This is a genomic window from Caulobacter sp. GW821-FHT09B08 (genome assembly GCF_059418225.1).
In genome coordinates this window covers 206770-218709 of sequence record NZ_JBWKPL010000008.1, presented here as the reverse complement: position 1 = coordinate 218709, position 11940 = coordinate 206770, and the positions used below count along the sequence as shown (strand labels likewise).

Genomic DNA, 11940 nt, shown 5'->3' with positions numbered 1-11940 from the left:
GGTCAGATCACCTCGACCGCCACCGACGCTGCCGCCAGGGCCTGGACCAGAGCGGGGTCGACGGGGCTGACCACCAGCCGGACGATCTGCTTGCCCTCGCCGGCCAGGCCGATCAGGGCTTCGGCGTCGGTCTGGGCCGGATCCAGCCGCTGCACGTCGCGGCGGGCCATGCCCAGGATCTCGGCGTCGGTCCCTTCGTCGGCGATCAGGGCGTCGGCCGCGCCCAGGGCCCGCAGGGCGCGCAGCGTCAGCAGGTCCGAAGGCCCCTTGCCGCCGATGAAGCGCACCTTGCCCTGGCGGCCGCCGCCCTTGGCCAGGGCCTGGCGGAACAGCGCCCCGGCCTTGTCCATGTCGCCGGCCATGGCGGCCTGGGCCGCCTCGCCGACCACGGCGTCGCGCAGGAAGGCCCGGCGCTCGTGCATGGCGGGCAGGGCGCCGCGCACCTCGTCCTGGAACTTGCGCAGCAGGGCCGCCACCCGGCCCGAGCCCTCGGGCACCTGGGCCTCGATGTCGTTGCGCAGCTTGGTGGCCAGGGTGGGCGAGGCGCCGCCCGTGCCGACCGCCGCCACCACCTCACCCCGGTCGATCACCGCCGGGGTGCTGAAGTCGCTCATCGCCGGCCGGTCGACCACATTGACCAGCACCCGCGCCGCCCGGGCCGCTCCGGCCGCCGCCTGCAGGAAGACCTCGTCGTCGCCCGCCACGAAGGCCAGCACGGCGCCGGCATAGGTCCCCGGCAGGAAGGCGGCGGGACCATCGACCCGCACCAGGGTGGCCGGCGAGCCCTCGAACAGCCGCGCCTTGTTGTCGGCGGCCTCGCCGACGCCGGCGATCACGACCTTGCGGCCGGTCAGGGGAAAATAGGCGGGGAAGGAATCCAAGGCGCGGTCCTGACCAAAGCAACGAACGTCGCCGTCAGGCTAGCCTGCCTGAACCAAGATTTCACTGGCGGGTTTGGGTCTTAGCGGTGTTAGATTCCGCTTGAGCCGGGTCGTCGGGCCCGCTTTTCCCCTGGGAGGCGAGAGCCCATGACGTCGACCCTGGACATCAACGGCAAGGCGGTCACCGTCAAGGCCGACCCCGAAACCCCCCTGCTGTGGGTGCTGCGCGACGAGCTGGGCCTGACCGGCACCAAGTTCGGCTGCGGCCTGGCCCAGTGCGGGGCCTGCACGGTCCACGTCAACGGCGACCCGGTGCGCTCCTGCGTGACGCCGATCGCGGCGCTGTCGGGCGCCAAGATCGCCACCATCGAGAGCCTGGGCGGCACGCACCCGGTGCAGCAGGCCTGGGTCCGGCACGACGTGCCCCAGTGCGGCTACTGCCAGTCGGGCCAGATCATGGCCGCCGCCGCCCTGCTGGAGCACAAGACGTCGCCCAGCGACCAGGACATCGACGAGGCCATGAGCGGCAACATCTGTCGCTGCGGCACCTATCAGCGCATCCGCGCCGCCATCAAGGACGCCGCCGGCCTGGTCGCCGCGCCGGTGGTGGCCGCCCCGGCCGCCAAGCCCGTCGCTTCCAACGACATCGACGACGATATCGCCGCGGCCTCGGGCTCGACCAGCCGGGGAGCGGGCCAATGAACGCGCCTTTCCGCGATCCTCTGAAGGAAGGCCCCAGCCGCCGCGACGTGGTGGTCGGCGCCACGATCGTGGCCGCCACCGTGACCGGCGGCGCCCTGCTGGTCGGCTGCTCGCCCGCCGACATGATGAGCGCCGGCTCCCAGGTCGATGTCGGCGCCTTCGGGCCGTTCATCCGCTTCGATCCGGACGGAACCGTCACCGTGCTGTCCAAGCACATCGAATTCGGCCAGGGCAATCACGCGGGCCTCGGCGCCATCGTCGCCGAGGAACTGGACGCCGACTGGACGCGGGTGAAGGTGCTGCACGCTCCGGCCAACGCCAAGCTCTACGGCAACAAGGCCCTGGGCATCCAATTGACCGGCGGCTCGTCGGCCATCTCCAATTCCTGGGAGCAGCTGCGCAAGGCCGGGGCCGGGGCGCGGGCGATGTTCGTGCAGGCGGCGGCGACGAAATGGAACGTCCCGGTCGGCCAGATCACCGTCAAGGACAGCGTGGTCAGTGGCGGCGGCAAGAGCGCGGGCTTCGGCGAGCTGATCGCCGACGCCGCCAAGGTGACGCCGCCCGAGGACCCGCCGCTGAAGGATCCCAAGACCTTCACCCTGATCGGCACCGACCGCGTGCGGCGCAAGGACAGCCTGATCAAGAGCAACGGCACGGCCCGCTACACCCAGGACGTCCAGCTGCCCGACATGCTGGTGGCCGTGGTCGCCCACGCCCCGCGCTTCGGCGGCGCGGTGAAGAGCTTCGACGCCGCCGAGGCCAAGAAGGTGGCCGGGGTCGTCGACGTCTATGAGATCCCGACGGGCGTGGCGGTGGTGGCCGCCACCACCTACGCCGCCCGCATGGGCCGCGAGGCGCTGAAGATCGAGTGGGACGAGGGCAAGGTCGAAGACCGCTCGTCGGAGACCATCGCCGGCCAGTGGCGCGACATCGCCGCCGGCAAGGGTCCCGGCCAGGACATCAAGTGGGAGCCCTTCGACTCCAAGGGCGACGCGGCGACGCCCGCGCCCGAGGGCGCCCAGGTGCTGGAGACCACCTACGACTTCCCCTATCTGGCCCATGCCACCATGGAGCCGATGAACTGCGTGGCTATCGTCGACGGCAATCAGGTCAAGCTGATCCACGGCTCCCAGGCCCAGACCCTGGACCAGATGGCGGCGGCCAAGATCGTCAAGACCCTGCCCGGCTCGGTCGAGATCGAGACCCTCTATGCTGGCGGCTCGTTCGGCCGGCGCGCCAACTTCCAGTCCGACTACGTGGCCGAGTGCGTCGAGATCGCCAAGCGCGTGGGCGGCGGCCGGCCGGTGAAGCTGATCTGGACCCGCGAGGACGACATGCGGGCCGGCTACTTCCGTCCGCTGGTCCACCACGCCGTCAAGGTGACCCTGGACAAGGACGGTTATCCGGCGACCTGGCGCCACCGCATCGTCACCCAGTCGATCATGAAGGGCTCGCCCATGCCCTCCAAGGGGCCGGACGAATCGGCCATCGAGGGGGTGTCGGGCTCGCCCTATCTGAAGGCCACGCCCGTGGTCGACGCCCAGCTGGCCCTGCCCGAGGCCGGGGTGCCGGTGCTGTGGTGGCGTTCGGTGGGGGCCACCCACACCGCCTTCGTCATGGAGCACACGGTCGACCAGCTGGCGCGCAAGGCCGGCAAGGATCCGGTCGAGTACCGCCGCGCCCTCTACGCCAAGGCCGGTCCGGCCGGGGCGCGGCACCTGGCGGTGCTGAACCTGGCGGTCGAGAAGGCCGGTCCCACGCCCTCGGCGGGTTTCACCCGCGGGGTGGCGGTGCACGAGAGCTTCGGCTCGGTGGTCGCCCAGGTGGCCGAGGTCAAGCTGGTGGACGGCAAGCCGCGCGTGGGCCGCGTGGTCACCGCCATCGACTGCGGCGTGGCGGTCTCGCCCGACCAGATCGCCGCCCAGATGGAGGGCGGAACCTGCTACGGCCTGTCGGCGGTGCTCTACGGCGAGGTCACCCTGACCGACGGGACCGTCGACCAGACCAATTTCGACACCTACCGCGTGCTGAGGATGAACGAGGCGCCGACCGTGGAGACCCACATCCTGCCGTCGGGCAATCCGCCCAGCGGGGTTGGCGAGCCGGGCACCCCGGTGATCGGTCCGGCCGTGGCCAACGCCTTGCTGGCCCTGTCGGGCGCGGCGACGACCCGCCTGCCGTTCGTCCGCGCCGGGGTCTGAACGTCGATCTTCGAGAGTAGAAACTACCGTCTTAGCGAAATTCGATACGCATTTGACTGAACACGCATCGTCGAGGCGTGTTTGGTCAAGTCTTGCTGGACGTGGGGCGAGCGTCGAACCATTTTAGCGCCATGGTGGACTCCGGCGACACTCTTGGCTTCGAGCGACTGACTCCTCGCGAGCGCGAGATTCTGCGCCTGATCGCTCAGCATCGACAGTCCAAGGAGATCGCCCGCCTGCTGAGGCTTTCGCCCAAGACCGTCGAGATGCACGTGCTCAGCGCGCGGCGGCGGGTGGGCGGCCTCAATCGCCGCGACGCGGCCCTGGCCTTCGTGGCCTGGGAAACCGACCCCGGTAATGACTACCGTAAGCAATCGCCTGACCTAGCCACGGCCCGGTCCGAGGGCTCTTCTCGCCTCAACAGCGAGAGCAGCCATGACGACATCTACTCCGAACAGTTCGAACCCGGCCTCGACCTTCTTCATCGCGAGTTGGCAGTCGCTCGAGGAGGGACTGATGCTGATGGCCGGGACGCCGGAACGCGGCCGGCTGGTGGCGGAGACGGTCTCGGCCCTGCGCAAGGCGCAGGCGGCGGGCGACCCGCCCGGGAAGCTGCTGCTGAGGGTGCTCGCGGCGACCGCCTTCCTGGCGGACGACACGCCTCTCCGTATGGAAGGAGTTGGCGCGATGACCTGACTCCTCTGCAGTGGTTGGGTCTGATCCTCGCGGTCGCGACCCTGGGCGGAATCCTGCTCGGGACGGTCACGATGGGGGCCCATGAATTCCTCTACGCCCTTCAGCGGTTCCGCGAGGGCTGGAGCCCGCCGACGGCGCACTGACGCCGAAACTCCACAGACAATTTCACAGACTTCAACGTGCGGGGGGGACCCGTGCGATCGGGAGAGTCATGCCATGAAACGTACCGAAGCCGCCCGCGCCGGGGCCGAGAAGCTGATGCGCGCCGAAGCCGCGATCGACGCCGCCCTGCGCGAAACCGCCGAGCTGATGGGCCTGCTGCCCACGCTGCGGATGGAGACCAAGCTGTCGGCCGTGCTCGGCCAGGAAGCCGTCGCCAACCTGGGCGAGACCCTGGCCCACATCGTCTCCGCGCGCCGGACGATCATCGAGACCCACAGCGCCCTGGCCACCGTGCGCAGCCAGATCGGCTGCGGGGCCCTGGCCCTGGGCGACCTGGACAAGCCGGGCGACCCGCCGCGCACCAACGGCCTGCACGCCGTGACCGGCGGCCGCGCCGCCTGATCCGGAGCTCGCGCCGTCCGCACACGGCGCGAGCCCGCTTCGCATTCTTGGAGAGGTCTCATGAGCACCGCTCAGACCATGCAGCCGGACGCCATGACCGACGAGCTGGACGAATTCCGCCACCACCTGCGAACCCTGGGACCCGTGCAGCGACGGATTCTGTCCGTGCTCATGCCCCAGCTGGTCGCCCTCGAGGAGGCCGGCGAAGCCGACGCCGCCCTGAGCATCATCGAAGAGGTCCGGTCCATCCTCTGGGAAGGTCGCCGCACCCGGCACTGACCCAAGGTTGCTTCTCTAGACCTCTCGTCTGAGGCATGGTGACGCTCGATTTTCCGATCGGGCGTCCTTTGTCGTGCAGCTACACACCTTCATCTCCCTGATCATGGCCGTCCTGATCTGCGGCCTGGCGATGTGGCGCGGCGACAAGGCCGCGCGCTGGGCCGGCGCGGTGTGCCTGGCCGGCTGGCTGGGCTCGATCCTGGTCTATCGCGCCAACGCCTATAATCCCGACTACGGCGTGCTGGCGGTCGACGTGGCCTCGCTGATCGGCTTCGTCTGGATCTCGATGCGGATGCGGCGCATCTGGACGGTCATACTGTCGGCCTTCATGGCGATCATCGTCGCCTCGCACGTGGCGGTCATGATCGACCTGCGCGTGACCCTGGGCACGCTGATCATGGGCATGGCCATGTGGAGCTACGGCGTCCTGGCCTGCATCGCCTTTGGCACCTGGACCAGCTGGCGCGAGAGCCGCCGCGAGCCCGCCTGACGATTCTCAAGCCAGGTCTTCGGGCCGGTCCACGTCGAACGCCACGCCCGGATCGAACGTCTCCACCAGCGCCAGCCGGTCCCCGGCCCCGGCGATCAGCTCGCGGGCTCCCGCGTCTCCCTCCAGCGCCAGCAGCGCCGGAAAGCAGGCCCGCCCGAACAGCACCGGATGACCGCGCCGGCCCTCCAGGCGCGGCGCGGCCAGGTCGAAGCCCGACGCCAGGGCCTGGGCCAGCTCTTCCGCCAGGCCCGCCGGCACGCGCGGCATGTCGCCCAGGAACACGAAGGCTCCGGCGGCGTCGTCCGGCAGGGCGGCCACCGCCGCCCGCAGCGAGGCGCCCATGCCCTCGGCGGCCTGGGCGACCGGGACCACGACCAGGTCGGAGCCGCGACCCAGCGCCCGGGCGTGGTCCCGGGCCGCGGTCGCCGGTTCGGGATCGTCGCCGACGGCCAGCCAGACCCGCCGGACCGGGGCGGCGAAGGCCGCGTCCAGGGCGCCGGCGATCAGCGGCCGGCCCTCGAACGGGGCGGTCAGCTTGCGCCCCCCGAAACGGCGCCCGGCCCCCGCCGCCAGGACGACGGCCTCCAGTCGCGTGCTTTCTCTTTCCGCCATGCCGTCCCGCGCCTATCTTACAGCCCGTATGACGCCCTATGACGCCAGCCCCGCGCAAGCGATCTCGACTTCGCCGCGCCTGATCGACGGTTTCGGCCGGGCGGTGACCTATCTGCGCGTCTCGGTCACCGACCGCTGCGACCTGCGCTGCACCTATTGCATGGCCGAGCACATGACCTTCCTGCCCAAGGCCGAGGTCCTGAGCCTGGAGGAGCTGGACCGCCTGGCCTCGGCCTTCGTGGCCTTAGGCGTACGCAAGCTGCGGCTGACCGGCGGCGAGCCCCTGGTCCGCAAGGGCATCATGACCCTGGTCGAGCGGCTGTCGCGCCATCTGCATTCGGGGGCGCTGGACGAGCTGACCCTGACCACCAACGGCACCCAGCTGGCCCAGCATGCCGCCGACCTGGCGCGGCTGGGCGTGCGGCGGATCAACGTCTCGCTCGACACCTTGAAGCCCGACCTCTTCCGCAAGCTCACCCGGGGCGGCGACCTCGCCAAGGTGCTGGCCGGGATCGACGCGGCCCTGGCGGCGGGCATCCGCGTCAAGATCAACGCCGTGGCCCTCAAGCGCGACAACGCCGCCGAGCTGCCGGCCTTGATCCAGTGGGCCCACGGCCTGGGCGCCGACATGACCCTGATCGAGACCATGCCGCTCGGCGAGGTCGAGGAAGACCGCACCGACCAGTTCCTGTCGCTGAAGGACGTGCACCGGGACCTGTCGTCGTTCTGGACCCTGACGGATCTCGCCTACGCCACTGGTGGCCCGGCCCGTTATGTGCGGGTCGAGGAGACGGGCGGGCGCCTGGGCTTCATCACCCCGCTCAGCCACAATTTCTGCGAGGCCTGCAACCGGGTGCGCCTGACCTGCACCGGCACGCTGCACACGTGCCTTGGCCGTGACGACGCCAGCGACCTGCGGGCGGTGATGCGCGGCGGGGCCGACGACGCGGGGCTGGAGCGGGCGATCTTCGCGGCCATCGGGGCCAAGCCCCAGGGTCACGACTTCCACATCGACGCCGCCCGGCCCGCCGTGGCGCGCCACATGTCCACGACCGGCGGATAGGCCATGGCGCGGGTGTTGCTGTTCGGACGGCTGGCCGACCAGGCCGGCTGGCGCGCCAAGACCATCGAGGCCTCGTCCCTGGCCACCCTGCGGGGCCTGCTGGCCGCCGAAGATGCCGCACTGGGCGAGGCCCTGGCCGGTCCGGGCGTGCAGGTGGCCGTCGACAAGGCCATTGTCCGGGGCGAGGCGGCCCTGGTCGCCGCGACCGAGGTGGCCTTCCTGCCTCCCATGAGCGGCGGATGACCGTCTTCCCGTCCATCACCCTGACGGCCCAGGCCTTCGAGCCCGGCGCGCTTCTCACCACCTTCTGCGCCGGCCGCGACGAGACCGGGGCCGTGGCCAGCTTCGTGGGCCTGGCCCGCGCCGAGCACGGCCAGGCCAAGGCGCTGGAGCTGGAGGCCTATCCCGGCTTCACCGACGCGGCCATCGCCGACTTCGCCGAGCTGGCCAAGGCGCGGTTCGGCCTGCACGACTACCGCATCGTCCACCGGATCGGACACATCGCCCCGGGCGAGGCCATCGTCTTCGTGGCCACGGCCGCGGGCCACCGCCGCGCCGCCTTCGAGGCCTGCGACTTCCTGATGGACTGGCTCAAGAGCCGCGCCCCCTTCTGGAAGAAGGAGGTCGGGCCGGACGGCGAGCGCTGGATCGAGCCCACGGCTCAGGATAGGACCGACGCCCAGCGTTGGGATTAGGAGATAGAGCATGTCGGCAGCCGGTCTCACCCCGGGCGGCGGTATCAAGCCGGACCTTCCGTTCACCCCGGTCCGCGTGGCGATCCTGACCATCTCCGACACCCGCGACGAGGAAAGCGACACATCCGGCCAGGTGCTGGTCGATCGCGTGAAGGCCGCCGGTCACGAACTGGGCGGCCGGGCGGTGGTCCGCGACGACGTCGAGCAGATCCGTAGCCAGGTCCGCGAGTGGATCGCCTCGGGCCAGGTCGACGCCATCGTCACCACCGGCGGCACGGGCCTGACCGGCCGCGACGTGACCCCCGAGGCCCTGGAGCCGTTGTTCGACAAGAGGATCGACGGCTTCTCGGTGATCTTCCACATGGTCTCCTACGCGTCGGTGGGGCTGTCGACCCTGCAGAGCCGCGCCACGGCCGGCCTGATCGGCGGAGTGTTCGTCTTCTGCCTGCCGGGCAGCAACGGCGCGGTGCGCGACGGCTGGGACAAGGTGATCGCGGCCCAGCTCGACAGCCGCCACAAGCCCTGCAACATGGTCGAACTGATGCCGAGGTTGTTGGAGCAGTGACCCGTCTTACCCACATCGACGACCAGGGCCGGGCCCGCATGGTCGACGTCTCCGACAAGGCCGAGACGGCCCGCGAGGCCATCGCGGTGGGCTTTGTGCGCATGCGCCCCTCCACTTTGGAGCTGGCCGTCTCCGGAACCGGCCGCAAGGGCGACGTGCGCGCCGTGGCCGAGATCGCCGGCGTCATGGCCGCCAAGAAGACCTCCGACCTGATCCCCCTCTGCCACCCCCTGGCGCTGAGCAAGGTCGAGGTCTCGGTCGAGCCGGCCGAGGGCGGCCTGGCGGTGATGGCCCGTGTCAAGCTGAAGGGCCAGACCGGCGTGGAAATGGAAGCCCTGACCGCCGTCTCGGTGGCCTGCCTGACGATCTACGACATGCTGAAAGCCGTCGAGAAGGGCATGGTCATCGAAGCCGTGCGCCTGGTCGAGAAGACGGGCGGCAAGTCCGGGGATTGGCGGGCCGAGTAGGGCGATCGATCGGCTATGAGACCGCTAGGACTTGAGGAAGAACGCTAGAATCGCAGTCGAGCCGGCGATCATCGCTAAGGAGACAGCCCAGGCGATCCGAAATGCCGGTTCTCCGCGACGAACACGGCGCCATTCCGACTTCAACACGGGCTGAACTTTGGCGACTAGCGCATCCGTCGCCGCGACATTCTGCTGAAAGTTGAACCTGCCCGCGTTCATGAGAGCCTCCATAGCCGTCAGCGCGTCCAAGACCGCCTTCGACGGCGGCTCTTTCGGGTTGAGGCGCAGCCTGATGGCAGCGGCCGCCTTTCGATAACCCAGGGCCGCCGTGGACGCGGTGTCGGATTTGGCGTGCCCGCCGAAGCCGCGATGTCCGGCGTGGGCGAGGAATTGAGAGACCGCCTCCGCGCATTCCAGGCGCAGGGCGTCGATCCAGGCCTGTCGGAACTCGGACGTCTTCTGCTCCTTGGCCAGGATCAATCCCACGACGGAGATGATCGCCGCGACGAGGGCGGCGGCGACGGCTCCAACGGCTCCAATGGTCTCTTGGGAGAGGGACATTCTGGAAGGCTTCCGATCCACGTTCGCGCGCGCAGATCATGCGCGCATAGGGTGCATCATCGCATGGTGCGACGTTATGGATAAGCTTCGAATTCGGAGGAAGTCCGAGGCGTCGCCGTCGCTTGGTGGGCCGCCTCTCAGGCCATCCGCCGCGCCAAAGCCGGTTGCCCGTTCCGCGTCGCCATGATCTCGCCGATCACCGCCACGGCCACTTCGAACGGGGCCTTGCCGCCGAGGTCCAGGCCGATGGGCGCGCGCAGTTTCGCGAGGTCGTGCTCGGAAACCCCGTCGGCTCGCAGGCGCTCCAGCCGCTCGCCCAGCCGCCGCCGGGCGCCTAGCAGGCCCACATAGGGGGCGGGCGAGGGCAGGGCAGCCAGCAGGGCGGCGTGGTCCAGTTCGATGTCGTGACCGCAGATCGCCACCGCCGTCCAGGCGTCCAGGCCGATGGCCGCCAGGGCCGAGGGAATGTCGTCGCGGCGATAGGCCACGCCGGGCAGGGGCGGCGGCGTCAGCGGGCCCTTGGGACGCACCAGATGGGTCTCGAAACCCGACTGCGCGCCCAGCCCGGCCATGGCGAGAGCGGTGGGGTCGCCGCCCACCACGATCAGCCGGGGCGTGGGGTCGAACCGGCGCACGAAGGCCTCGGGCCAGGCCTGGGGCGGGCGGCGGATCGGACCGCACACGCGGCGGACGCCGTCGCTGATCCACAGCGCCGAAGCCCGCGCCGCCGCCAGAGTCAAAAGGTCGCGGGCGGCGGTGTCGTCGGGATCGATGCGCTCGACCAGGATCTCGATCCGCGCCCCGCACAGCAGGCGGATGTCGGGCCAGGGGCTGCCCTCGCCATAGACCAGCCGCCGGGGCCGGCCGTCGGCGATGCAGGCCCGGCCGTGGTCCTCGACATCGGCCTCGATGCAGCCGCCCGACAGGAAGCCGGCCCGAAGCCCTTCACCGAACACCATCTGGGTTCCGACCGGGCGCGGCCCGCCGTCGCCCAGGGCGACGATGGTGGCGAGCGCCGCCGGGCCCCGCGCCAGGGCGGTCTCCAGAAACGGCCGCATGTCGTCGGCCAGGCCATGCACGGGCCAGTCCGGAGCATCGGCGGAAAGCGCGTCGGGAGCGTCGATGTCGGCGCGGTCGGGCAGGTCCATCGCGGCCGACATTAACGCCTCGGCAAGTTTCCAGAAACGCCTTCTTCAAACCTTGGAGCGTACGGTTCGCCTCATTGGTGTTCATCCGTACGGATTTCCATGTCGCTTTCGGTTTCCAAGCTCGGTCTTGCCGCCGCCCAGTTCGGACTGGATGGGATGAGCGCGTCGCCGCGCGCCCGGTCGCCGGAGATGGAAGCCCGCGACATCCTGAACATCGCCGCCCGCGCCAAGCTTTCGGTGCTGGACGTGTCGGGCAACTACGGCCGCGCCGAGCAGGTGCTGGGCGACCTGATTCCGCGTCCCGTGCCGTTCCGCGTCACCCTGGCCGCCGCCCGCGCCGACCGCGGTCCCGACTATGTCGAGGCCGAGGCCCGCGCCGCCCTGCGCCGCCTGGCCCTGGAACGCGCCGACGCCATCATCGTCTCCTCGCCCGCCGAGCTGTTCTGCCCGCACGGCGCGGCGGTCTGGGACCGCCTGGCCCGTCTGCGCGACGAGGGCCTGTTCGCCAAGATCGGCGTGGCCGCCCACGCCAGCGACGATCCGGTGGGCGTGGCCCGCCGCTTCAAGCCCGACATCCTGCAAGCTCCGGCCTCGCTGCTCGACCAGCGCCTGCTGGCCGACGGCTCGCTGCAGCGCATCGCCGGCATGGGGATCGAGGTGCAACTGCGCTCGATCTTCCTCAACGGCCTGCTGTTTCTGCCGCCCGACCGCGTTCCCGCCCAGCTGAAGGGGGCCTCGGGCCGCCTGTCGAAGGTGCGCCGGATGATCGCCGAGGGCCGTTCCGATCCGCTGCAGGCCGCCCTGGGCTTCGCCCTGTCGCGCGTCGAGGCCAGCGCCGTCCTCGTGGGCGTCACCTCGGCCGCCGAGCTTTCGGCCGTGGTCGCCGCCGCTTCCAGCCCCCCGCCCGATCTGGATTGGGACGACATGGCCATCGACGATCCGGTGGCCCTGGACCCGCGACGTTGGGTCGCCTGACGAACAGGCGAATCAAGCCTCAGCCTCGAAGAAGCGCTGAG

The 11940-nt window shown here is 70.4% G+C and carries 16 protein-coding genes and 1 pseudogene; 13 read left to right on the top strand and 4 right to left on the bottom strand.

The features are described 5' to 3' along the window. Positions 1 to 2 precede the first annotated feature (2 nt). Positions 3 to 881 (bottom strand): precorrin-2 dehydrogenase/sirohydrochlorin ferrochelatase family protein, encoded by an 879-nt coding sequence (locus tag AC07OA_RS21255; protein WP_494665817.1) that lies wholly within the window; start codon positions 879 to 881, stop codon positions 3 to 5. 147 nt (positions 882 to 1028) lie between these two features. Here AC07OA_RS21255 and AC07OA_RS21250 point away from each other — a divergent pair, with 147 nt between their 5' ends. The 7 genes and pseudogenes from AC07OA_RS21250 (at position 1029) to AC07OA_RS21220 (ending at position 5813) form a co-directional block, all read left to right on the top strand. Next, entirely contained in the window at positions 1029 to 1583 is a 555-nt protein-coding gene (locus tag AC07OA_RS21250; protein WP_494665816.1) for a (2Fe-2S)-binding protein, read from the top strand. Next, positions 1580 to 3784: a xanthine dehydrogenase family protein molybdopterin-binding subunit gene (locus AC07OA_RS21245; protein ID WP_494665815.1), complete on the top strand. Its 2205-nt coding sequence runs from the start codon at positions 1580 to 1582 to the stop codon at positions 3782 to 3784. Before AC07OA_RS21250 ends, AC07OA_RS21245 begins: the two co-directional genes overlap by 4 nt. A gap of 131 nt (positions 3785 to 3915) precedes the next feature. Then, positions 3916 to 4098 (top strand): annotated as a pseudogene (locus tag AC07OA_RS21240) (LuxR C-terminal-related transcriptional regulator); the annotation flags it as partial. A gap of 121 nt (positions 4099 to 4219) precedes the next feature. Continuing rightward, positions 4220 to 4480, top strand: coding sequence for a hypothetical protein (locus AC07OA_RS21235; RefSeq protein ID WP_494665814.1), 261 nt, complete (start codon positions 4220 to 4222; stop codon positions 4478 to 4480). Positions 4481 to 4696: 216 nt separating this feature from the next. Continuing rightward, positions 4697 to 5044 carry a hypothetical protein gene (locus AC07OA_RS21230; RefSeq protein WP_494665813.1) on the top strand — a complete coding sequence of 116 codons (348 nt, stop codon included), beginning with the start codon at positions 4697 to 4699 and terminating at the stop codon, positions 5042 to 5044. 60 nt (positions 5045 to 5104) lie between these two features. Next, positions 5105 to 5323: a hypothetical protein gene (locus AC07OA_RS21225; protein WP_494665812.1), complete on the top strand. Its 219-nt coding sequence runs from the start codon at positions 5105 to 5107 to the stop codon at positions 5321 to 5323. A 73-nt stretch (positions 5324 to 5396) separates the two neighbouring features. Then, positions 5397 to 5813, top strand: coding sequence for a hypothetical protein (locus AC07OA_RS21220; protein WP_494665811.1), 417 nt, complete (start codon positions 5397 to 5399; stop codon positions 5811 to 5813). Between the two features lie 6 nt (positions 5814 to 5819). Here the strand turns inward: AC07OA_RS21220 and AC07OA_RS21215 are convergent, their stop codons facing one another. Beyond that, positions 5820 to 6425 carry a nucleotidyltransferase family protein gene (locus AC07OA_RS21215; RefSeq protein WP_494665810.1) on the bottom strand — a complete coding sequence of 202 codons (606 nt, stop codon included), beginning with the start codon at positions 6423 to 6425 and terminating at the stop codon, positions 5820 to 5822. Positions 6426 to 6453: 28 nt separating this feature from the next. Between AC07OA_RS21215 and moaA the strand changes: the two genes are divergently transcribed. From moaA to moaC, 5 genes are read left to right on the top strand one after another with little or no spacing between them, the layout of a single operon-like run. Then, on the top strand, positions 6454 to 7488 hold the full coding sequence (gene moaA, locus AC07OA_RS21210) for a GTP 3',8-cyclase MoaA (protein WP_494665837.1): 1035 nt from the start codon (positions 6454 to 6456) through the stop codon (positions 7486 to 7488). Between the two features lie 3 nt (positions 7489 to 7491). Further along, positions 7492 to 7731: a MoaD/ThiS family protein gene (locus AC07OA_RS21205; RefSeq protein WP_494665809.1), complete on the top strand. Its 240-nt coding sequence runs from the start codon at positions 7492 to 7494 to the stop codon at positions 7729 to 7731. Continuing rightward, positions 7728 to 8183, top strand: coding sequence for a molybdenum cofactor biosynthesis protein MoaE (locus AC07OA_RS21200; protein WP_494665808.1), 456 nt, complete (start codon positions 7728 to 7730; stop codon positions 8181 to 8183). Before AC07OA_RS21205 ends, AC07OA_RS21200 begins: the two co-directional genes overlap by 4 nt. A gap of 10 nt (positions 8184 to 8193) precedes the next feature. After that, the gene (gene moaB, locus AC07OA_RS21195; RefSeq protein WP_494665807.1) at positions 8194 to 8748 is read left to right on the top strand and encodes a molybdenum cofactor biosynthesis protein B; all 555 of its coding nucleotides are present in this window, start codon (positions 8194 to 8196) and stop codon (positions 8746 to 8748) included. Beyond that, the gene (gene moaC, locus AC07OA_RS21190) at positions 8745 to 9215 is read left to right on the top strand and encodes a cyclic pyranopterin monophosphate synthase MoaC (protein ID WP_494665806.1); all 471 of its coding nucleotides are present in this window, start codon (positions 8745 to 8747) and stop codon (positions 9213 to 9215) included. Before moaB ends, moaC begins: the two co-directional genes overlap by 4 nt. A 24-nt stretch (positions 9216 to 9239) precedes the next feature. Here the strand turns inward: moaC and AC07OA_RS21185 are convergent, their stop codons facing one another. Together AC07OA_RS21185 and AC07OA_RS21180 are read right to left on the bottom strand one after the other, a co-directional pair. Then, positions 9240 to 9776: a hypothetical protein gene (locus AC07OA_RS21185; RefSeq protein ID WP_494665805.1), complete on the bottom strand. Its 537-nt coding sequence runs from the start codon at positions 9774 to 9776 to the stop codon at positions 9240 to 9242. A gap of 137 nt (positions 9777 to 9913) precedes the next feature. Further along, entirely contained in the window at positions 9914 to 10936 is a 1023-nt protein-coding gene (locus AC07OA_RS21180) for an XdhC family protein (protein WP_494665804.1), read from the bottom strand. Positions 10937 to 11023: 87 nt separating this feature from the next. Here AC07OA_RS21180 and AC07OA_RS21175 point away from each other — a divergent pair, with 87 nt between their 5' ends. Beyond that, a complete protein-coding gene (locus tag AC07OA_RS21175) occupies positions 11024 to 11899 on the top strand; it encodes a bifunctional regulator KidO (protein WP_494665803.1) in 876 nt (291 codons plus the stop codon). Positions 11900 to 11940 lie beyond the last annotated feature (41 nt).